We start from the raw sequence: 21,199 nt of genomic DNA on the forward strand, positions 1-21,199 counted from the left end.
GAAGGTAGATACCATCATCCTGTTCGTTCAGAATGCGCAATACCAGAATTTTATTTGATTGTTCAAAGCAGTTTTGCCGACTTATCTATCTTGTGGATGATTGTGCTCGAGGCAGAATTCTGGTTTAGAAATGAGGGCTTAATTCTTCTTCGCAGTCTTTAATATCAGAAACCAGTTTGGGAAATATTTTATATTCCCGAACTGTATAACACATCGTAAAAACGCATCCACGCCCCTTTTTAGAGTCTTTGAGATTTTTACAACTTCCCATAGTTGTCCATTGTTACAAAATTGCGCCTGATACATAAATATACATTCTATATCCGCAATTTGATTGCCTTTTTAATAATTACAAATTATTCACACTGAATGCAGAATGGGTATTACCGATAAACTTTTTGAACTAATTCTTTTACGATATTGATTTAATTATTTCATCCAATACCCCCACCCAAAACCAGTAAACGCTGTTTGACCATTCTAATTATTGCATCGTTCATAATTTGTATAGTAGGTAAAATAGAGAGGGTAGATATTCTTTTTAAAGCAAATGCTTTCCAAACTTACTCTTAAGCAGCTACACGCATTTTGAACTTTTTATAAATTGAACCATAATCATGGACTAGGTCGTCGTATACGTTGGTTTTTTTATTCTGGTCCAAGATTTCTATTGTAACTGCATAATCCTGTTTGTAATTAGGACTTAGATCCCCCCTCGTGTAAAGGCGTAGCCTTAATTCCCAGGCGCCTGTAAGATAACCCCTTGTAAATGATTTTTCAAAGTGAATTGTTGGATTCCAAGGTATTGAATAAGTGGTTTCGTCCGATATCCCTAATTCTTTCATGCCTGTGGAAGTTGGCTTGCAAAGAGAAGCAGAGATCCTTGCTTTTGAGTATTCTAAATCATTTGTAATATTAACGGGGGGGTCATAAGTCAATGTAATTCTCACTCTTAACTTAGAATCCTTATTCGTTTCAGCAAGTGAGTTTGGAATGTGAAAAGTTACAAATTGATAATTGCTTTGATCTAATTTTCCTTCGTATATAAACGCAGCATTGTTTAATCCAGCTTGGGTGGCGTTTTCAATCACAGGTTCCCCAAAGCCGACATAGTGATTATGATTTGACGTGATTGCTTTATGTACTGCACGCTGTTCGGCAAAGTGACAAAGCAAGGCTTTTATCAAGTTTGGATTACTTTTAGGATAGATATCAAATAGCTGCTGGGCATAACGTGAAATAAGAGGGGCTGAGAAACTCGTGCCGTTATCGACTGATAAACCACTTCCGTCACCAGAGATACCATATGTTCCCAACCTAGGCGAATATTTATAGGTGGTTGGCAAATTTCCACCGTGAGCAACCAACTCCGGCTTTACACCCCCATCAGCCCCTGGCCCAACCCTCGAAAACGGCGAGACTTCATCTTGGGATGCTAACGAAGATAAATCAGCATATTTTGCAATAGACCCCACTGTTAGACATAATAATGCTTCCGCAGGTGAATTTATTCTCGACAACGGATCACTAAAATGTGGCAATGGGTAGCTCCCTTGTAGTTTTCTGATATTTCCTCCTGCAACTACGAATAAGACCTGATACTCCTTAGTTAAGTAATCGAGAAGTTTCGCAAAATTTGAAAAAAAACCGCTTTTTATTGAGGAGTCATCTCCAACAGATAAGTTATAGACTTTTATTGTTTTATAGTTCTGATAAACTATATCTTCAACTATTCCCATTAAGTCGTAAATTTCATGTCCTTGAACATCACCGTTTGGCAATTTGCCAAAAACCTGCACATTCATGACTTTACAATAGGGACGCAAGGGCTCACCTGATAGACAAGTGTCTAAAGTGTCCCCGAAAATACAACGACTTGCAACAAATGTTCCATGGTCGTAAGATGGATAAACACAGTTTTTGGGTAGGTGAGTGACCACTTTTGATATCAAACCAGAAAATATCTTGTTGTGCCTGTGTACGCCTGAATCGATTATACAGATTGAAGAACCGGATGCAGGTTTTTCGATTTTTAAAGAACCAGGCAGGGCATGCAAGGGAGGCATAGCCGTTGTGATAATGCTAGTAGAGTTAAGCTTGACTTCATTGATCGTTGTATATTCATTAACGATACTCGAAATCGACGAGGCGCTTATCTTGCAAGTAATGGAGCAGACGCCGTTCCCAAATATTCGGCTTTTGGCTTCAAAAGATATGTCACTAATCTCATCCAGTAAATTTTTAACGATTAATTCTTTTTCTTGATGTGGCAGTGTGCTAAAGATTGTGAATGCTATCGAAACAGTTGCACGAGATTGAAGACTGATATTATTGTCAACCTTGCTGTCAACTGACAGTAGATGTATATCTTCTATAATGGATATATTACTTCTACCCACATGACTTGCGCTCTCCTTATATACTTTAATTTTTTCGATTAGTATATCAAATTCTGCTTTTTGTATGTAGGCGGTACCTTTCGCCGGGTTTTCTGCGGAATAGTTTAAAATGTTTATTCCGAGGTTTTGAAGTTTTAGCTTTTCGTTTTTGATGGCCCGGTCAAAAGGAACTTCAACTTGAAAAAAAATCTGCGATGTTAATTCAAAATCTTTCTTGTTTGATTCCCCTTCATATAATTTCCCATAACGGTCCAACAACTTCTCGGCGTGTTCATAATAATTGGAACGAGGGTACGCCCTGCCAAAGCCCCGTTTTTCATATTTCTCGCTACGGATGTTGTCTTTAGGAATTTGTAAGTGAAATCTTTCGTCACTCATAACTTGGAACCCATAAAGTTAAAGGGGGATTAGTAGAACATTTGGAGATTGGTTAACCTGTACGTCATAGCTGGCTCACTTACCTTAAATTTGTTAGCAAGCATTTTAATAATATTTGCCTCTTCCAACCTTTGATATTCTGGTCTATTTAGTTCCTTTTCAATGAAATGTTTAGGCATTAATAAAGCAGCTGCAAACATGTTGGCTTCTATTTCTTGTCTGACTTCTTCAGGATTATAGTCATTATTAGTATTTCTAAATTTCATGAAGAGATCTTTATCCACGAAAACCTCTTGGTTTATTTTAGACGTAGGTTTCCAGTGTAGTGTATAATGCGCCAGCTCGTGGGCCTTGGTAAAACGAATTCGTTCTACACTGTTTTTTTGATTGTAACCGATTGTTGCAACATTATCCTTTATCACCAAAACGCCTGAAACTTGCTCGTCAAACCCATAGGGCGTTGATGTAATGTTCTTGTTGCTGATGATTTGATCAACATCGACAAAAGGCTCGAAAACGTTGTTTTCTATTAGCATCATGGATGCTATGTTTTCAATTTCTTTATCTCTGCTTGAATATTTCATAGTTATTTAAGATTAGAAAGCGTTGCCCTGACGAAATTCTGCACAGAATTAGCTTTAAGTTCATCAGTAAACTTCCTGTTTATCTTAGAAACAATTTCCTGATTTACTTCAAGGTTGCTTTGTTCTGTTGGGATAAGATCAGAAAGTTTGACTTCCAAAAAATTGGCGGCATCGACCAAATTGTGAACGAGTATTTTTTGCCTGCCTTTTTCAATATTTACCACGGTAACCCTGCTTAGCCCTAAAGTTTGAGCCAATGCGTCCTGACTTTTATTAGCGTCAATTCTCGCTTTTCTTAGCTTTTCCCCAAGTTGTTGATAGAATTCCATTTGATTTTTTACACAATATACAAATATAACAGTTTTTTACATAAAAAAGTTTTTATTACCAACATTGTTTGCATTGCGAACAACCAACAAGATGTTGATAACTTTTGTAAAATAATTATTGCATGATACAGTTTTATGCATACCTTAGCGTTGTTGAGTTAAAGTTAATCGAAAATGAAAAGGGAAAGAAAAGAATAGATATATAAAAAAACCAGGTAAAAATTACCTGGCTTGTAATTTCCAAAAATCGAAGCTTCCCGGCTTCTATTTTGGGGTAAGAATGTTTTCCACTTCAAACCTACCTCGTTTTTGGCAATTCTGCAAGTCTAAGTACATTTTTTTAATGCGGCATAGTGTCTCATTCGTGCCCTGGGGTCGGAAAGTGATTTTCGGCTGTGGTTCCTGATCTGGGTTTACCAGTGTTGTTGTCACTAAAGACAGCTATTTAATAATGTACAAAATTAAAAAGATGCAAAACGAAAGTAAAGGGGCGCCTACGCAAAAATTAAAAGTTGCCTTAAAGTATGTTACCGAAGGCAAAAAGTTCGAAACTTTTGAACAGTATAAATTGGGATCAACGCTTAAGATAGAAGCCGGAATCCCTTTAGACACAGAATTGTTTTTGTCTATTGCTAGGCCTTATAAGGACGAGTTGATTGAAAACGATAAATTAGTGAACTTGGCGAGACCTGATACGGAATATTTCTTCGTCAAGAAAAAACTTCATTTCACTATCAATAAACAAGAATTCACCTGGTATAAACAATTTATCAGAGGCATCCAACTTAGGGAATTAGGTAATATCAGCCCTAATGACGACCTATTTTTAGATCTCAAAGAGGGGTACGTTGATGATTTCATTACTGACGACGAGGTTGTTGATTTGGCACGTCCGGGCAAGGAACATTTCTTTTCTAAACATAGGGAACCTATTACCATTTATGTTAATGGAAGGCCTAAAAGCTGGACGGAAAGAAATATTTCTTTTGACCAGGTAGTGAGCCTGGCAGAGAATAGTTCTGGAAATGGTAATAAGGCTTATACGGTTACCTATTCTAAAGGCCCAAAGGATAATCCGGAAGGCGAATTAGCTAAAGGAGATGTTGTTTGTGTGACTAACGAAATGGAATTCAATGCAACAGCAACTGATAAGTCTTAATCCTGATCTGAAGCAACTTCAGGATAAAGGGTATGAAATAATGATTAGTGGTGGATACGTAGTTATCCACCACATACCCTATGTAAATGGCGATTGCGAAGTTAAGTATGGAACGTTGATTAGTCAGCTAACCATGCAATCTGCTACGCTATCGGGGCCGCCAAATACGCACGCAATATATTTTATGGGCGAAGTACCATGCCATAAAGATGGAACACCAATGAATGAGATATTAAATAGCAGCCCCAACCAACCGCTTCTTGATGAGTTGGTGGGTAATCACTATTTTTCCAGTAAGCCTACTAGTGGTGCGTACAAAGATCACTATGAGAAGTTTAAAAGGTATATTGATTTACTTTCTGCACCTGCTAAATCATTGGACAGGGATGCAACTGCACGGACCTATAAACCTGTTACAGCTGATGAAGAAACGGTTTTTCAGTATCTGGACACTAATGCGAGCCGGGCAAATATTACGCATCTTAATGATAAGTTTAATGGGCACAAAGTGGGAATCATTGGCTTAGGCGGTACAGGTTCTTATATCTTAGATTTAGTATCCAAGGCTGCAGTTTCCGAGATTCATATATTCGACGGAGACAAGTTTTCTACCCACAATGCGTTTCGCTCACCAGGAGCTGCATCGGTTGATGACCTAAGCATGCTCAGTAGTAAGACGGAATACTTCTATAATATTTATTCAAAAATTCACAAAGCAGTCATCCCTCATAAAGTTTTTGTAAATGAGAAGACCAGAAATCTTTTAGAGGGTTTAAATTTTGTGTTCTTATGTGTAGATAACAATCTCGTGCGCTGGCAAATAATCAAAATCTTGTTAGAACTTAAGATATCATTTATAGATGTTGGCTTAGGTGTAACAGAAACTGACGGGCAATTAACCGGAATCCTTAGAACAACAACAGGTACAGAAGATAAAAACGATCACCTTGAGAAGAGGATTTCTTCAGAAGATTCAACTGATAACGATTATGTCACAAACATCCAGATTGCAGAGCTAAATGCACTAAATGCCGTACATGCAGTTATCAAATGGAAGAAAATAGTTGGCTTCTATCAAGACAGAAAGTTGGAACACCATTCAACATATTCAATTAATATTTCACAATTGTTAAATGGAGACACTACAGCATAAGTTCGTTGACATTATCCCCGAGTACCTTGAGAACGGCATTTTATATATTTCAATTCCCCGACGAACAGCACTGCACAAATGTGTATGCGGTTGCGGAAATGAAGTGATTACTCCACTATCTCCAACTGATTGGGAACTTACCTTTAATGGCACAAGCGTTTCATTACACCCATCGATTGGAAATTGGAGCTTTAAATGCAAGTCCCATTATTTTATTACAGAAAACAGAATAAAACATTCGGAAAAGTGGGGCGAGCGGGAAATTGATAATAATAGAAAAAGAGACAAGAATCGTAAAGATCAATTCTACAAGAAGGTCGAGGAAAACAAAGTTAAAACGATCACAGAACCGATAGCGGCGATTAAGCCCGTATCAAAATGGAAAAAGTTCTTAAGCTTTTGGAGTGTCAATATCACGAAGAAAGGAGGTATAGAATAATGAGTAAAGTATCAGTCAAAATTAATAAAAGCGCAATCACAGGCAGATTCGTCTCTAATGCGCATGTTAAGCGTAGTCCAAAAACAACCTACGTGCAAACAGTTAAAAAATCAAAATAGTTAATTACACATTATGGCAAGAAACCAACATGTTGTACCGCATAACGGGAGTTGGGCGGTACGTGGTGCAGGGAATGATAGAGTCACCCGCATCGCAGAAACGCAATCGCAGGCAATAGAAATTGCGAGAGAGATTGCACGAAATCAGGGCTCAGAATTATTTATCCATCGACCGAATGGACAGATAAGGGAGCGAAACTCATACGGCAACGACCCTTTTCCACCGGAGGGGTAGTGTATGAATGCTTTTTAAAAGGCCATAACTGATTTGTTATGGCCTTTTTATTGGTTGGGGCTCTGTAAATATCTATCTTTCCCAATGATGAATCTGTTCCGCACATTTATAATCGTTGATTCGAAAACAGCCATCGCGCTTGAACAATTAATATATCCAGCCGAGTGGAGTTTGCAATTTCTTGATGACCCCAGTCTAAGGCATTGGGAGTACAATGATGGTTCAGGCTTTCTTACAAGTATGGGAACAGGAGAAGACCATTCCGGCAAAGGCATGATGCCTGCTAAAGAAGTTCTTATTTTAGCTGAATCTGAAGCAATGGCAGAAAATGTTTTTAGTTTAATGTACTCATCTTCTCTGCTTGCCTATCCAGATAAATATAAAATTAAAAGCACCTCTGGACTTAGGGAGGTCAGAAACTCCGAGACTATTGATTTTATAGGCAGCAGTTTTGGGGATTATTTTATTCGTAATGAGTACTTATACATTGGTGTCCTTATTCTATTGAAAAGTTGGGGCAGTCCATCAAATTTGTACTCTATTGAAAAGTATGAAGTAACTCTTGGACTTGATTCTTTCACTCCCCATTCGGCGAACCCGATTTACGGTCAGGTATTTGATAATTTTAACCCATCGTACCATTACCATGTTATTGCTTCTTATGCTATTATCTGCGCATTCTCTATAATTGAGGAAATTGGACTAGAAATAAGATCTAGTGCTACAAAACAGCGCTTCATTAAGGAAGGGGCGAGTTCCGTTTGGAACCCAGTCATTTATAATGAAACAGATGACAGGCTTAAAGAGGTGGGGTTATCCGCATCCTATAATTTCCCCTGGGTAGAAAGAGGTGCGGAAACTGAGGTACAGAAAGATATTAAACCCAAGTTCGGCGCCCCTGCTTATCCAGGTCATCCGGAAATTAGGGATGTAAACATGGAACTAATTGAGGCAATACATAGATGCAGTTATATTCGCAACTTTATAGCAGCTCATAAATTTAAGATGCTCACCCAATTCATAAGTCCTTACGACGTTTATAATGTTCAATGTGTTAGTAGATTACTTTTAGTTCATAAATTAGGATTGTGGAATAATTTACTAACCTGGAGGGATGATATTAAATAATCCTTTAAAATACGGATACACTTGATTGTGGCTAAACAGGAAATCTCGTTCGAGTTTGACCTTTTCCACCCAGGTTTCACCTTCAGTTATATGTACCGGCTTCTGTTTAATTACAGCCATCAGTTCTTATAAGCGAGATCACCAAAGGGTGAAAATCATTTCATTAAAACGACCGATTAAATGAAATCCGCGATGGCCGGTTTCCCATCCTATATTTTCAGCTTTTACAGCATCGCTGATCACCGAAGATATTACACATTGCCGTTTGCGAAATCAAATTTCATTTTATACATTTATTCACGGGTAAAGTGAAATATTTATGATCATTGGTTATATCAGGGTATCGAAGGAAGAACAAAATGAAAACCTGCAGATCGATGCTTTAAAAAAATACGGGTGCGAAAAACTGTATATCGAAAAAATTTCGGGAGCATCAAAAAAACGTCCTGAGTTTTTAGCGATGATGGAATCGTTAAGAAGAAATGACGAGCTGGTTGTCTGGGATATCGACCGGCTTGGCCGGACAACGCTGGAGCTCATTATGCTGGTCGACACCCTCAATAGGTCCGGTGTTAAATTCAGGAGCATCATGCAGCCTTTGATCGATACCACCACCGCACACGGCGAATTTATTTTCCAGCTTTTTGCAATCCTGGCAGAGCATGAAAGAAAGCGGTTGATCGTGCGGACAAAAGCCGGACTGGATGCCGCCCGCGAGCGTGGCAGAAATGGCGGCCGCCCGAAAGGGCTGTCCCCTCATTACGCAGGCATCGCGGATATGGTAAAATCAGCCTATGCCCAGAAAAAAAGTATCCGGGACATTATGAAAGCGTTTAAAATTCCATCAACCGCAACGGTTTATAAAATACTAAGTATCGATAAGTAATATATTTCAGGAGTTGAATTAATACCGGGAAGTGTTATAAATCAGTTTCCTGTAATTGCCTTCTGTCCCCAAAGTTTCTTTGACCAAAGTAAAAGGCCGGTAGTCGATTTTTCGGTCAGCCAGTTTTTTTAGCGCCTTTTTTGACAACTGATAGTGTTTATTAGTTGCCGGCTGTTTCGGGATACCAAAGTCGTTCTTCAATTTTTCTTCTGGTGGATTGCCATTATTAACCCTACGCTTCTGACGCTTACTATTGCTTGTTGAGGTGGATATCAATGTAACTGATTTTACTCTTGGACGCATATTTTACAAATTTGTCATGAATGATGGAAATGATTCCAGTTCAATGCGGATCATTTCCTTAAACTCTTTGCTATAAATTTCCACAGCCTGTTTTTTTGATATCCAGTCGTTATACTGATAAGATCGCTTTAACCGCGCTATCTCCCGATACCTTTTGAAATATATATTTTTTGATTCAGAATGAAGCGGTACGCCAGAACATTTTGATTCTTTATAATAGAGCCGAAAATATACTCCTTTCAAACCATTAAACAAGCTTTCAAATGTTTCATCGATGGCAAATATCTCTATGCCTAACGGATCGTAAATGGAGTCACTGTTGATAGCTGCCATATACGAATATACAAAAATGCCTAATCAAATTGAAAGGCCCGTAAGGCTTGCTCACTTTCGATTGTTGCTTAACAAATGGAAAAGTCAGGTGCATAATATTTTTGCTTTGTCAGTAAATTGTTGAAATTATATTGCCATCTTAAAGTACAAAAGGTCAATATCGGAATGACTAATTTAATATCGTTTAACGACGCTTATTTAAAACTTAAAAATCCGGGGTATACTACCTGGGTGCTTTTTTTTATTGGCCCAATAAAATATAACAGGCATACAGGAAGCTTTAGCATTTGCGCCGAGTTTTTGCCAACTTTATTTTATAATGAGTTGATGATAGCTAAGGCATCGAAGGCCGAGATATCAGCTCATACAGTTAAATATGATATTCCCTCACAGTATGCATGTGATCTGATCTTAGGGAATGAATATGATTTGGACGGTAGCAGCCATCTAAATAAGAATATATTTAACGTCAATCGTTTACAGCTTGAGGTTTATAATCCGCATTTATTACATCCTGAATTTTGGGGCGGAATTCGGGGTGATTTATATGATAACCCTTTTGGTGAACGCCAAGTGCCCTGTGACAAACCTTTTATAATATACCAAAGCTGTCATACAAAAGATATCGTTTTAATTCCATGTTCTGAAGTTGCACGTTACTGCTTTTTTCCTGATAATTTGATTGAAGACATGATCTTAGAGGGCTCTTTACCTCACTACCTTAATACACCTATATTGGAAGTACTAAGCAGACTATCCGAGCTTCGGCACAGCTCTATTAAACCCAATGACGTTAATTATTATAAACCCTTGAATGTAGCTTATCGCCTGTTAATCGATCCGGTCTTTAAAAGGACGGCTAACTTGATTTCTTCAAAGCTTAAAGAGGCGTTTTATCAAATGCCTGGACACCCCGCTTCTGAATCGGCGTTTATTTATTGCGTATTGCCTTATAGTAAACCTATTCAGATAAACGCAACTTTTGTCGAAATAGGTACATCAAAAACTAATAACAAAGTTTACATGGTCAATAGGATCGTAAACATCTTCGAATATGAATGGCTTGAATCTTCAACGAGGAGATCTATAGCCAATGTGGCAACCATCACCCCAACGAAAGTATGGCTAGTAAACGAAGACGTACGATGGCCAGGAGACTCAAGCATTGGCTACAAAAAAGTTATCCAGATTAATTGCAGATCTAATACACTATCGTTCGAACATAATTTCACTTTCAGAAAGGATGATGGATGGTGGAAAAATGGAATGAACAAACAACTCTCCTTAAATATAAATTATTCTAGCGTCCCTCGTTTGGTTCTTCCTCTACCTAGAATAATCACTCAAAAGCGTGCCGTCGAAAAAGAAAAACATAAACAGATTGCTTTAAATTTAGAAGCTGTCCGCTTACGATTTGAATATCTATCAGGTTATCTGTTAAATGTTCTGGAACGATTAAAAACTTTTGGCTGGGATATCACCTATCTTGATACTCTGAGTGAACCTATCTTTGTCGAGCACCCCATAATGCTTTGTGTTGATAAACAATGTTATAAAATGATTATAGCTAAATTGAGTATAGTCACGGGCAATGGTTACAACGAGAAGACAAGAATGTATACGTTTTATATCTTTGAATGTTTAGATCTTGCACACGGCCCTCATCATATTGCTGTTATTCACAGCTTAAATTTAAAGCCTATTACTATTGCGAAAATTAATAAGGCCGTCCGAAACGGCCTTATTAACAAGTTTTTTTGGCCAAGATGCAAGTCATATATAAAAGACCTAAAATTAAAATTGGAAATAAAAATGCGTTATTACGATTGGTCTCGTCGCGATACGTCTGCTAAAACGGCGGAACAATATTTTAGAAAGAGCATAAAGGCTGTTCAAGCATCGGAACGAAGTAAATTTTTAAGTAATGTTCTGTTCATCTATTCGAATTAGTTATATAAAAATGAAACATAACTTCATAATCAAACCAATAATGCTTAGAGGTGAGATCTTTTAAAAGCCAGGCACTTCTCAAACGTTTAATTGGGTAGACGACGTTAATAAAGCGCGATGGCCAGTCTTCGAGTAAGTAATGAGCCAACAAAAGTAGCTTCATTCGTTCTCCGATTGGCAAGGTGTCAAACCGGTCCCGGTAAGAACCTATTGGTTGCCAGTATTCTAATTTATTGAGCTCGCATAATGAATGACGTAGTTGTGCTAAAAGTGTACTTTTACTATTGATCAACCTAATTAAATGATGTAAAATATCCAGGTATTGAAAAGGATAAACCAGGAAATCAATAGGTGGACTTTCGGCGATAAGACAGCGATTTAAGGTTGTTTGCAGCGTTATAATCGATTTGTCTGCTGGCATATTTATCTGTTCGTTTGATAGTTTTTCCCGGCATCGGTAACACCTGGCGATATTTACATCGGGCAAAATGTTTTTAAAGCCTACTTCATTTCGAAAGAATACTACAGGTGAATTGCAATTTGGACACCTGTCACTTAACCAGGATCCACAGTCAACACACGCAAAACTAAGACTTAAGCGCCATGACTTCCTGAAATATGGTTTGCTGATCTGCTCATCATTATACAAGCATCGGGGACAATACATTTGACCGTAACCGCTTCGGGTTCTATGATATATTCCAAGCGGAATGATCCAGTTCTGGTTAGTTTTGTATGTGGCTAATTCAAATAATTTACCTTCATACGAGCTTAAAAATGTGTTTCTGAGCTTATCAGGTGTGATCCTGGAATTGGCGAGGAATACCGCAGAAACTTTATCATAATAAAACCGGTCGATATCGCGATTCCAGAATGTTAAATTCTTCCAATATATTTTACAAAAGGTTTCGACTTTTAATCCATGCAAATGCGCAATCCTTGTTAGCCAGCTTGAAAATAACTCATCTGGTCGAGGATCCTCATATGCAGGCCATTGGCGGCTTGCATTTAACTGAAAAAAGGACTCTTTAGAAATCAATTTTATCAACTTGGCGTTTGCGAGCAGAAGGTGATATATAATCGATATGCTTTAAGATGGCCATATCGATCATTTCTTTCTCACTTGTTATTGCTAAAACAGCAGCCTTTTTTAGGATGGTAGAAATTTCCCCTATCTTTCCTTCTCCCATTGTAAGAATAGTTGTCGCAATTTCTTGTTGTATAAGATTGGAGGCTTTTTTTAATGGAATTTTTTGCTCAAAGCTTAATAACAACCTCAAGTATTCTTCATTTAGCTTCCATCGAGGTAAGGGTGCCGGCTCAAATCTGTTTCCTAATTGCGGGTCGGCGTTAATGGCATTATAAGCTTCTTTAGTGCCTACTGCAACGATTGCCATTTTTAGTTCGTTTGACAAATACTTGATAACGTTCAAAAAAACTCTTTGATTTGTCATTGTCCCTGCCAATATGTGATGGATTTCGTCTATGATCAGAATCTTGGTCTCCATGTGTTTAAGTACTTGTATAACTTGAAATTGCTGCTTTCCGACTCTGTCATTATGCCTAAAAGGAATAGCCAATGCGTCAAGTATGCTGCTATAAAACCTTTTTTCGTCCGGTTTTGGTGGAGCTTGTACATACACTACAGGAGCTATAAAAACATTGTCTTCATCTCGAATAAAGGGCAAATGTTTATTGAAAAAGCGGTTAACCAAAACGGTTTTACCATTATTGGTTTCTCCCATCAAAAGAAGATTAGGCATCCTTAAGGTCTTAGGGTGATTGTATAGCTCATCTAACTTGTCCAAGATGTCTTTGGCTCGGGAATATCCTATCCAAACATCCGCTTTTATCTTTTGAATACGTTCGGATTCTTTCAATGCCAAATAGTCTAATACAGATTCGTGCAAATGTTTCATATATCGTCGAACGGTTTTATCTCTTTGTCATCAAAAATGCTACTTAACGGCTTTTCGTCGGTATCGGCGATTTCAGAGGATTGCGCAGCCCTGTTTGAACTTCGTTCTATCGACAGAACAGCTTTTGATTCTTTTTTTATGCGTTTCGCCCTGGTCGTTTTACTTTTTGAACTCAACTCAATTTCTCTTAAAGCTTCATAAGCAAAAAAAATCGCATCTTCGTCAATGTGCTTTCTGCCTTCTGCTTCAAGTCTTTTGACTGCCTCACGGTATTCCCAAATAGTAATGGCAGGATGAGCGATGTTCCGGTAAGGAATCTCAAAATACTCATGAAGGTTTGGATCATAAAAATATATTAAGCTAATATCCCGCGGGTCACGTTTTACAATAAACTTTTTTTTGATACGCGTCCTTGTACCGGTTGCTTCGGTGGCATGAATCCGGTTTCTTAAGATGTCACTATAATAGGTGATGTGGTCAATCTTGATTCCATATCGCTGTATGGTTCGTTCTGATGTAGGTAAAAAATCAAGTTTAAGCTTTCTTTCATTGAAAACTTTTGGAGGAAGGCCAACACCTGGCTTAACATCAGTTCCTAAAATTCCTTCTTTGAACTTTGCTAAAGGCGTCGTTGATATCCCTTTATGCAATGTTTTGTGATAAATATTTACAATGTAGTAAACTAGCCATTTCTCAAACTCTTTAATTGAAAAGATGGCGTTAGTAACGCTGTCATAGTTACTCTTTTCGGCAGGATTTGAAAAAGTTGTACCAGGAAGGTCATGGACGTTATTCATACAGGTACCCATTAGCCTTTCAATATGTCCTCCAAAGTTAGGTTGTTTAACTGGCCGCCATTCGAGTTTGATATTGTATTCATTACACGCTTTTGCCAGGGTTTTGCCGTGAAACTCTTTCGCGTTGTCGACGTGGATCCTTTTCATAATTCCCCAATAGGGCCACTCGCCTTCAACTTCAAGTTTATTTAAATATATTTCCTTTGACAGTATAGCATTGTACAAGCACATGCCAACGCCTATAGTTCCGGGTGGATCATAGGACAGATAGATGCCCACGATCATTCGGCTATACACATCGAGAGCAACAGTAATCCACGGCCTTCCCATTGGCTTTCGGCTTGTTTCATCTACTAATTCCAGATCTACTTTAGTATGATCTATCTGAATTATAGAAAGCGGATAATCCGCGCCAGGCACTGAACCTCCAATTGGACTGAATTTTTCACTTGCTAATTTTTTCCCATATCTTTTTTTTGTGACCTCCTCCTCGGATATGCTGCTGAGTCTCTTGCGAAAAGTGTTGATATGCGGGACCTCTAAGCTTTGGCTTTTACATGCGGCAGCTATCTCCAGGTAAGCTTTTTTAATAGAAAATCTTTTTCTTGTAAGATACATTTCCTCTAAGAACGAATTAAGGATTATGTCTTGCCCTAAAGATAGCCGGCTGATTCCTTTACCACCATGTTTTCGCTTAGGAGCTAATGCTGAGATTGTCCCGATTTGCTCAAATTGGTTTAGCCACCTGTAAAGAGTCGCCGGATGAATGCTGTGTGTAGCAGCAATATGCTTTACCAGGCTTGATCTATTGGTAGAGGTATTTATTATCGGTTCGATAATGTTGTATCGTTTTTGGGCTGCTTCCCATCGTTCATCAGATATATTTTCTACAGCTTCGAAGTAGTCTCGCGATTCGCTTTTCAAAACCTCAAGATGATTTATTTCGGCCCTAATGTAGACTGCTGATTTTTCGAGGTGCCTAAGTAGCACTACTTTTAGGTCGATCACCCGCTGCACCATATACTTTTCAGCTAAGTATATCACTATGGCGCCTGGTTTTAACTCTAAGGTATTCATGCTCCTTAATTTGAATTGGAATGCTATAATCAATTTAATCTCATCGTCCAGTTAAAGCAACTCTCCTCTTTTAAAGATACTATGAAACTATTAAACTATTGATTAATTATTTTGTCGCATTTGGTTGTGTTAATTTTAAAACTTCTCGCAGCTTCATATGTAAATTTTCGCAACCCCTTTTGTATATTTGTTTAATTGCCTTGAATACTATATCGCATGTTCTTTTGTATTTGACAGGTGGTGGCGGTAATCCGCAGCCCGGCGAAATTTCATTGGCGCACAATGGGGTTTTATTTTTGGATGAACTGCCTGAGTTTAAGCGCAGCGCCCTCGAAGTAATGCGCCAGCCGCTGGAAGAACGACGGGTAACTATTTCAAGGGCCAAATTCACCGTCGATTATCCATCAAGCTTTATGCTGGTAGCCAGTATGAACCCCTGCCCTTGCGGTTATTATAATCACCCCGAAAAAGAATGCATTTGTCCGCCGGGAATGGTGCAAAAATATTTGAGCAAGATCTCTGGTCCGCTGTTAGACAGGATCGATCTGCATGTAGAAGTAACGCCCGTAAATTTCAGCGAATTATCCTCAGACCGTGCCGCCGAAAAAAGCGAACTGATCCGTGAACGTGTGATAAAAGCCCGGGAAGTACAGGTAGAGCGTTTCGGTAACCGCCCCGATCTGCATGCCAATGCCCAGATGAGCCCCCAGATGGTGCGTGACTTGTGTAAGATAGACGTAGCCGGCCAAACCCTGCTCAAAAGAGCTATGGAAAAGCTGGGTCTATCTGCCCGGGCATATGACCGTATCCTGAAAGTATCCCGCACCATCGCCGACCTGGCCGGTAGCGAAGACATCAAATTGGAACACCTGGCCGAGGCTATACATTTCCGAAGTTTGGATCGGGAAGGCTGGGCCGGGTAGTCTGGAGACGGAGCCTCTGGGCATGGTGGTTCAGTTTTGGAAACTACGGACAGCGGAGCAAAACAATTATTCGGGATACTAATCTATGAGAAACGTCATATTTTACACATATACCTGTTTGGTTGCAATTTGTGTGTGGCTATTAGCTAAATCCTTAATTAATTACGTTTCAAGGCCCTTGGTAAGGTATATACTATTGGCATATTTCCCTGTATTTATACTGTTGCGTGGGTTGATCAATTCTAGATATAGAGATTTGCTGAATTACCTTTACGGGGTATTTTTGATAATACTAATCCTTGTTTTAAGATATATCTATTTGTAAAGATCAAGCTATTTCCTGCTATCGCAAGCGTCCCGCTTGTGGCATCATACCAAGAAACCTTGTAACCCATTATCTTTACCACAAAGGACCCGCTTGCGGTAGCCGCGAATTCATCCGACATTTGCAATTGATTATACATGATATTTAAGCTATGTTGCTGAAAAAACTATTTGTTGCCATTATCTTATTGGCTCTCTACTCCAAAGCACATAGCCAGGTTAAATTGCAATTAAAAATATCGTATGCCGATAATAATGTGATCAACGGTATAGGTGTGACTTATGTACTGCCCGAAGGTTACGGTGATTCCAAAGACAAGATCATTCTTCTGTTTGACAAACTCACGCCATTACAGCGGACACGAGATACCGTATGCGACTTAAATGCGAAGGACAATTCGGGTCCGGTTAAATTTCATCAGGTAAAAAGTAAAACGATAAATGGCAATGATTACGACTGTATACAAGCAGATCGTAGTATAACAGGGCCTTTGCAAATTTCCTATCGTGTACCTCTCGCAAATCCCATTCCCGCCCAAAGCGGCCCCGTCAGAGATTTGCAGGCCGCAGGCGACGGCATATCCGGATCATTTGGTGGTTTTTTGCTGCTGCCCTATACAGACAAAGCTATGGAGATTCAGCTCGATTGGGAATCGCCGGGTACGGCCGATGCTGTATGTAGTTATGGCCCCGGAAAGTCAATAAAATTTCAAACAACTTTCGGTGATCTCTTAGAAGCACAGTTTTTAGCGGGGACGCTTAGTTCGTTCACCTCAACAGATCATCCTCGTGGCTTCAGCATGTATGGGCTCGGTAAGGGATCGGATAGTGAATTTAAGGCTGCTGCTAATTGGGCTGCAAAAGCCCACCAGGTAATCAGGGATAGCCTGGAAGGGTCGTCCGAAAAGCCTTTTTATTACTTTTTTCGTTCTTACAATGGTCCTCCTTTATCAAGCGGAAGGGCAACCAGTGGTTCGTTTGTTTTGTATGTGCCTACGGGTATTTCGCTGAATGATGAGGATATTAAATCGCTATCTGCTCATGAGATGATACATGTTTTTGTTGCTGATCTGTACGATCCGGACGGACTTGCTGATTGGTATGTAGAAGGTATCGCAGATTATTTATCTGTTAAACTTTTGTATGATGCAGGATTGATTAGCGAGAAACGGTATTTAGAACTTAGGAACGGCGAGCTCGCAGAATATTATACCAATCGGCTTAGAAATGTCCCCAATCAAAAAATCCCACAAATTATGTGGTCTGGCCGTAATGCCTGGACAACGCCTTATACCCGAGGCGCGCTGTATTTTGCCGATCTGGAAGGAAAACTTCGACAGCACCGGATAAAAAACGTTTCTGTGCTATCCCTCATCAGGGAAATGAACCGCCTGAAAGCAAGCGGCCTGCAAACTACCGAGCAAACGTGGATAGAGCTGATCAAAAAAAGAGCAGGCGACTGGGCTGTAAACGATTTTAAATTGATGATGGCGGGACGATTGCTCATCCCGGTTAATAACGCGTATGGTGAAAATTTCAAGCGGAAATCAGTCACTACGCAATTCTTTGATTTAGGTTTTGATAAACCCCAAGCGATAAAAGCCGGAGAAGGTATTGCCAGACTAAATCCAAAATCGCCGGCGGCTCTGGCTGGTTTAAAAAATGGAGATACCATTGCATCTGCTACCAATTTGATACCGGCTTATGAAAGCTATACTAATGCTGTAACTATTACCGTAAAGCGTAGCGGCATTGATTTGCCGATCACATTTAAGCCGCGTACAGGCCGCACCACGGGTTACAAATGGTTTTCTATTACCGCTGTATCTGCCAAACATTTACGCAGGCACTAAAAGGATCAGGCACATTGAATTTAACACAATGCTAAAGTATTCGCCAGGCCGGATAGCCTACCTGTTTTTGAGATAGGCCACATATTTTTGCAGTTCATCGCCTGTTTCTGTTGCGGTTAATGCAAGGTATTCGTTAAGCAGCACCGGGTCTTTTATGTACTCATCAATGGCCTGGAGGCAGCCAATTTTATGGTATTCCTCGTCAACCATTTCCCATGATTGTTTCAGGAGCTCTCTGATATCCGGATAGCCGAGTTTGGCCAATGACAGCAGGGACAAGCGTTTGGTATATTCGTCGCTGCAAAAGTAGAGTTCTAAAAGGGTGTCCTCTGTTTCCGGGGTAAGCTTATCCTGTTTTTTAAAAGATGACGCGAATTGCGATTTGGCATCGTTATACTCGGCCCCATGTAATTTGGAGACCGCCCGGGCAAGAATAAGAAAATCATCAATTGATAAGTGGCCAATATTTGACAATTCGGGCGCTGCGGATAACCAGGCAATCATCCTGCCCACATCCCAATGCCCGGCAATAAGGTAAAGCAAATTGGCCAGATCTTCATCATCCAGCTGATTGATCTGTTGGGCAGCAAGCAGACCCGAAAAATAATTTTCTATAGATTTCCAGTCGGGATAGCTGGTATCATCAAAGTGCAGATCCTGGATCTCTTGTGGGGTATGATGCGCAGACAACCACTTTTTGAATGCGCGTACAAAATCTCTAAGTATTGTTTTATGATCTGTCATCATCGGGAGGCAACAATGTTTAACAAAAATAGCAATAACCTAAGAATAACGACTTCGGGACAATGTTTCCGGAGTCGTTATTTTTAGACGTGATGAAAGACGATCTTACTAAAGTAGCGGAGATGATTGTGCTTTTGGATAGTTGGGCCAATAAGTAGTACGGCGAAGACTATGATCATTAATCAAAACTCTTCGCCGTGCTTAAATGGCAAATTCTGGGTTTACACTTTTTGAGTGTTATTTTTTATAATTTATTGATTATAAGATAAATAAGTCAATGTTAACCATAAAAAGTGTAAACCCATGTAAACCCACTTTTTTAAAAAATGGTCGGGCTATTCAATGATTTATTTTACTTATCCTTCCAAAACTGCAGCCAATGCAGGTTATACCCACCCTTATTGGCGTACACCCTTACTTTATTAACCCCGGCTTTTAGGCGGATATCTTTTACGGTGATCACCTGCCAGGTTTTTAGTCCTGCGGTGTTGGGAATAGCCACTTCTTTAGCTTGATCGGCACCGTTTATATTGAGCGTTAATTTGGCATCGTCGGTTGCTGCAGCTACTTTTAGCTTAACTGTGTATACGCCGGGTGTTTTTACCTGAATAGTGTATTGGGTCCATTCGCTAGTTTCTATATGGTCAACATAAAAACTGTTATAGGCGGAAGAATCTTTGCTGATATCTACACCATCATTACGGTAAGTGCGGCCATGGTTCCCGATACCCGGTTTCCCGGAGGTACGATAATCGGCAGTATCGGTATCAAAGTAAGCAAAGCCGTTGCGTCCGAGGTCATAGTCAACCGCGTTAATGATGGTGCCGTTGGTAACTTTATTGGCTTTAAATGGTTTGGTTGCGGTTGTAAAAGGTTGTCTGAAAATAGCATCGATCACATCATGGTGAATAATGGCGTTTTCCAGTTTGGCGTGTATAGCCATCTCGAGCGTACCACTATATACGTTACTTTCCTTAGGCTTATGTTTTCCCGTGTTGAGGTAATTGGTCACGTCATCATAGTTTAGGTTTGATGGGATCTCGATCGGATTGTTGTTCCCCATTTTTTTCAGTGGCCAAAGTGCCCAGCCTAAATTATTTTTCTCCAGCAAGTGTATCTCCTCTGTTAGCCATACGTTAGAGTTTTCGCCGGTCTCTCCTATCCAGGCAGGCACATTGTACTGATCGCGGGTTTTGATGATATGCTCTACCGATTTTTGATCGTTAAAGTTCCAGTATTTATGGAAGCTCAGCACCATGTTTTTATCCCAGGTGGGCAGTATACCGTTATAATTATTCCCCCAGCCGTTGCCCTCAATAATGATGATGTGTTTTTTATCCACCTCGCGAATAGCAGCCGTAATATCAACCATCAGTTTGCGTAAAGGGGCGTTAGTTTTTTCCTTTAGCCCATTCTTATCATTGGCTGGGTCATCAAAGCCCCAGTTGGGTTCGTTGATGATATCATAGCCGGCAATATTAGGTTCGTTTTTATACCTATCGGCCAGTTTGCGCCAAAGGGCTATCATTTTTTGTTTGTTGGCCTCGCTGTCCCACAATGATGGCACATCGGTATTACGATCTGATATATTGAGGTCGTTACCCTGTCCGCCCGGTGTGGCATGCAGATCAAGGATGAGGTACATGTGGTTGGCTTTGCACCAGGCCAGCAGATCGTCGGTCATTTTGAAGCCTTTGTCTATCCAGGTATTTTGCCCGGCAACCGGTTCTTTTTCAATTGGCAGGGTATAAAGGTTATAGTGCATGGGCAAACGTACAGAGTTAAAGCCCCAGCGGCGCATCGAGTCGATATCTATTTTGCGGGTATTGTTGGCCAGCCAGGTATCGTAAAACTCCTTGGTTTCTGCTGGTCCCATCAAATCTTCCAATCTTTCGCGGATGCGGTATTGGCGACTATCCCTGTTAACATGCAGCATATAGCCTTCCTGCAGCATCCAGCCGCCCAGACCCATACCGCGTAACAGCACGTTTTTGCCGCTTTCGTCAACTATCTTTTTGCCGTCGGCCTTTAAAAAGCTTTGCGCGTTGCCCTGTAACGAAATAAACGAAGCTGGTAGGGCCATAAGCAAAACCTTTACCGATATATTTTTAAAAGTTTGTAATAACATGATATACTTAGGTTATTGGTATAAACAAAGAATGAAGAA

18 protein-coding genes and 1 pseudogene are annotated in these 21,199 nt (G+C 39.8%); 9 read left to right on the forward strand and 10 right to left on the reverse strand.

Annotation, left to right across the window (positions count from 1 at the left end):
• Positions 1-569: 569 nt before the first annotated feature.
• The 3 genes from FHW89_RS06880 to FHW89_RS06890 are packed head-to-tail and all read right to left on the reverse strand — an operon-like array spanning position 570 to position 3,690.
• Positions 570-2,777: a S8 family peptidase gene (locus FHW89_RS06880; protein ID WP_172334276.1), complete on the reverse strand. Its 2,208-nt coding sequence runs from the start codon at positions 2,775-2,777 to the stop codon at positions 570-572.
• 29 nt (positions 2,778-2,806) lie between these two features.
• Positions 2,807-3,361: an ImmA/IrrE family metallo-endopeptidase gene (locus tag FHW89_RS06885; protein ID WP_172334277.1), complete on the reverse strand. Its 555-nt coding sequence runs from the start codon at positions 3,359-3,361 to the stop codon at positions 2,807-2,809.
• A gap of 2 nt (positions 3,362-3,363) precedes the next feature.
• Entirely contained in the window at positions 3,364-3,690 is a 327-nt protein-coding gene (locus FHW89_RS06890; protein WP_172334278.1) for a helix-turn-helix domain-containing protein, read from the reverse strand.
• 469 nt (positions 3,691-4,159) lie between these two features.
• Between FHW89_RS06890 and FHW89_RS06895 the strand changes: the two genes are divergently transcribed.
• From FHW89_RS06895 to FHW89_RS06920, 6 genes are all read left to right on the forward strand, one after another.
• Complete coding sequence (locus tag FHW89_RS06895) at positions 4,160-4,849, forward strand: multiubiquitin domain-containing protein (protein WP_172334279.1); 690 nt, start codon at positions 4,160-4,162, stop codon at positions 4,847-4,849.
• Positions 4,824-6,002 carry a ThiF family adenylyltransferase gene (locus FHW89_RS06900; RefSeq protein WP_172334280.1) on the forward strand — a complete coding sequence of 393 codons (1,179 nt, stop codon included), beginning with the start codon at positions 4,824-4,826 and terminating at the stop codon, positions 6,000-6,002. Before FHW89_RS06895 ends, FHW89_RS06900 begins: the two co-directional genes overlap by 26 nt.
• Positions 5,983-6,441, forward strand: coding sequence for a DUF6527 family protein (locus FHW89_RS06905; RefSeq protein ID WP_172334281.1), 459 nt, complete (start codon positions 5,983-5,985; stop codon positions 6,439-6,441). Before FHW89_RS06900 ends, FHW89_RS06905 begins: the two co-directional genes overlap by 20 nt.
• A gap of 132 nt (positions 6,442-6,573) precedes the next feature.
• Entirely contained in the window at positions 6,574-6,795 is a 222-nt protein-coding gene (locus FHW89_RS06910) for a DUF2188 domain-containing protein (RefSeq protein ID WP_172334282.1), read from the forward strand.
• A 240-nt stretch (positions 6,796-7,035) separates the two neighbouring features.
• Entirely contained in the window at positions 7,036-7,923 is an 888-nt protein-coding gene (locus FHW89_RS06915) for a hypothetical protein (RefSeq protein ID WP_172334283.1), read from the forward strand.
• Positions 7,924-8,242: 319 nt separating this feature from the next.
• Positions 8,243-8,809, forward strand: a complete 567-nt coding sequence (locus tag FHW89_RS06920) for a recombinase family protein (RefSeq protein ID WP_172334284.1) — start codon at positions 8,243-8,245, stop codon at positions 8,807-8,809.
• 18 nt (positions 8,810-8,827) lie between these two features.
• Here the strand turns inward: FHW89_RS06920 and FHW89_RS06925 are convergent, their stop codons facing one another.
• Both FHW89_RS06925 and FHW89_RS06930 read right to left on the reverse strand, forming a co-directional pair.
• A complete protein-coding gene (locus tag FHW89_RS06925; RefSeq protein WP_172334285.1) occupies positions 8,828-9,112 on the reverse strand; it encodes a hypothetical protein in 285 nt (94 codons plus the stop codon).
• Positions 9,113-9,115: 3 nt separating this feature from the next.
• Positions 9,116-9,445, reverse strand: coding sequence for a hypothetical protein (locus FHW89_RS06930; protein WP_172334286.1), 330 nt, complete (start codon positions 9,443-9,445; stop codon positions 9,116-9,118).
• A 165-nt stretch (positions 9,446-9,610) separates the two neighbouring features.
• On the opposite strand from FHW89_RS06930, the gene FHW89_RS06935 reads away from it, so the two are divergent.
• Positions 9,611-11,395: a hypothetical protein gene (locus tag FHW89_RS06935; protein ID WP_172334287.1), complete on the forward strand. Its 1,785-nt coding sequence runs from the start codon at positions 9,611-9,613 to the stop codon at positions 11,393-11,395.
• On the opposite strand, the gene FHW89_RS29105 is transcribed toward FHW89_RS06935, so the two are convergent.
• From FHW89_RS29105 to FHW89_RS06950, 3 genes are read right to left on the reverse strand one after another with little or no spacing between them, the layout of a single operon-like run.
• Positions 11,379-12,443: a TniQ family protein gene (locus FHW89_RS29105; protein ID WP_371742431.1), complete on the reverse strand. Its 1,065-nt coding sequence runs from the start codon at positions 12,441-12,443 to the stop codon at positions 11,379-11,381. The genes FHW89_RS06935 and FHW89_RS29105 overlap by 17 nt on opposite strands.
• Positions 12,424-13,314 carry a TniB family NTP-binding protein gene (locus FHW89_RS06945; RefSeq protein ID WP_172334289.1) on the reverse strand — a complete coding sequence of 297 codons (891 nt, stop codon included), beginning with the start codon at positions 13,312-13,314 and terminating at the stop codon, positions 12,424-12,426. The genes FHW89_RS29105 and FHW89_RS06945 overlap by 20 nt, the downstream gene beginning before the upstream one ends.
• On the reverse strand, positions 13,311-15,188 hold the full coding sequence (locus FHW89_RS06950; RefSeq protein WP_172334290.1) for a Mu transposase C-terminal domain-containing protein: 1,878 nt from the start codon (positions 15,186-15,188) through the stop codon (positions 13,311-13,313). Before FHW89_RS06950 ends, FHW89_RS06945 begins: the two co-directional genes overlap by 4 nt.
• A gap of 203 nt (positions 15,189-15,391) precedes the next feature.
• Here FHW89_RS06950 and FHW89_RS06955 point away from each other — a divergent pair.
• Both FHW89_RS06955 and FHW89_RS06960 read left to right on the forward strand, forming a co-directional pair.
• Positions 15,392-16,111: pseudogene (locus FHW89_RS06955) on the forward strand (YifB family Mg chelatase-like AAA ATPase); the annotation flags it as partial.
• 476 nt (positions 16,112-16,587) lie between these two features.
• Complete coding sequence (locus FHW89_RS06960; RefSeq protein WP_172334291.1) at positions 16,588-18,288, forward strand: hypothetical protein; 1,701 nt, start codon at positions 16,588-16,590, stop codon at positions 18,286-18,288.
• 57 nt (positions 18,289-18,345) lie between these two features.
• Here the strand turns inward: FHW89_RS06960 and FHW89_RS06965 are convergent, their stop codons facing one another.
• Positions 18,346-19,035 carry a hypothetical protein gene (locus tag FHW89_RS06965; RefSeq protein WP_172334292.1) on the reverse strand — a complete coding sequence of 230 codons (690 nt, stop codon included), beginning with the start codon at positions 19,033-19,035 and terminating at the stop codon, positions 18,346-18,348.
• 349 nt (positions 19,036-19,384) lie between these two features.
• The gene (locus tag FHW89_RS06970; RefSeq protein ID WP_253952184.1) at positions 19,385-21,160 is read right to left on the reverse strand and encodes a cellulase family glycosylhydrolase; all 1,776 of its coding nucleotides are present in this window, start codon (positions 21,158-21,160) and stop codon (positions 19,385-19,387) included.
• Positions 21,161-21,199: the final 39 nt, after the last annotated feature.

It is taken from the genome of Mucilaginibacter sp. SG564, from assembly GCF_013149275.1.
Taxonomy (GTDB): Bacteria; Bacteroidota; Bacteroidia; order Sphingobacteriales; family Sphingobacteriaceae; genus Mucilaginibacter.

Coding starts and splice junctions, on each gene's coding strand:
- FHW89_RS06880 (WP_172334276.1), bottom strand. CDS start 2,777: ATGAGTGACGAAAGATTTCACTTACAAATTCCTAAAGACAACATCCGT.
- FHW89_RS06885 (WP_172334277.1), bottom strand. CDS start 3,361: ATGAAATATTCAAGCAGAGATAAAGAAATTGAAAACATAGCATCCATG.
- FHW89_RS06890 (WP_172334278.1), bottom strand. CDS start 3,690: ATGGAATTCTATCAACAACTTGGGGAAAAGCTAAGAAAAGCGAGAATT.
- FHW89_RS06895 (WP_172334279.1), top strand. CDS start 4,160: ATGCAAAACGAAAGTAAAGGGGCGCCTACGCAAAAATTAAAAGTTGCC.
- FHW89_RS06900 (WP_172334280.1), top strand. CDS start 4,824: ATGCAACAGCAACTGATAAGTCTTAATCCTGATCTGAAGCAACTTCAG.
- FHW89_RS06905 (WP_172334281.1), top strand. CDS start 5,983: ATGGAGACACTACAGCATAAGTTCGTTGACATTATCCCCGAGTACCTT.
- FHW89_RS06910 (WP_172334282.1), top strand. CDS start 6,574: ATGGCAAGAAACCAACATGTTGTACCGCATAACGGGAGTTGGGCGGTA.
- FHW89_RS06915 (WP_172334283.1), top strand. CDS start 7,036: ATGGGAACAGGAGAAGACCATTCCGGCAAAGGCATGATGCCTGCTAAA.
- FHW89_RS06920 (WP_172334284.1), top strand. CDS start 8,243: ATGATCATTGGTTATATCAGGGTATCGAAGGAAGAACAAAATGAAAAC.
- FHW89_RS06925 (WP_172334285.1), bottom strand. CDS start 9,112: ATGCGTCCAAGAGTAAAATCAGTTACATTGATATCCACCTCAACAAGC.
- FHW89_RS06930 (WP_172334286.1), bottom strand. CDS start 9,445: ATGGCAGCTATCAACAGTGACTCCATTTACGATCCGTTAGGCATAGAG.
- FHW89_RS06935 (WP_172334287.1), top strand. CDS start 9,611: ATGACTAATTTAATATCGTTTAACGACGCTTATTTAAAACTTAAAAAT.
- FHW89_RS06945 (WP_172334289.1), bottom strand. CDS start 13,314: ATGAAACATTTGCACGAATCTGTATTAGACTATTTGGCATTGAAAGAA.
- FHW89_RS06950 (WP_172334290.1), bottom strand. CDS start 15,188: ATGAATACCTTAGAGTTAAAACCAGGCGCCATAGTGATATACTTAGCT.
- FHW89_RS06960 (WP_172334291.1), top strand. CDS start 16,588: ATGTTGCTGAAAAAACTATTTGTTGCCATTATCTTATTGGCTCTCTAC.
- FHW89_RS06965 (WP_172334292.1), bottom strand. CDS start 19,035: ATGATGACAGATCATAAAACAATACTTAGAGATTTTGTACGCGCATTC.
- FHW89_RS06970 (WP_253952184.1), bottom strand. CDS start 21,160: ATGTTATTACAAACTTTTAAAAATATATCGGTAAAGGTTTTGCTTATG.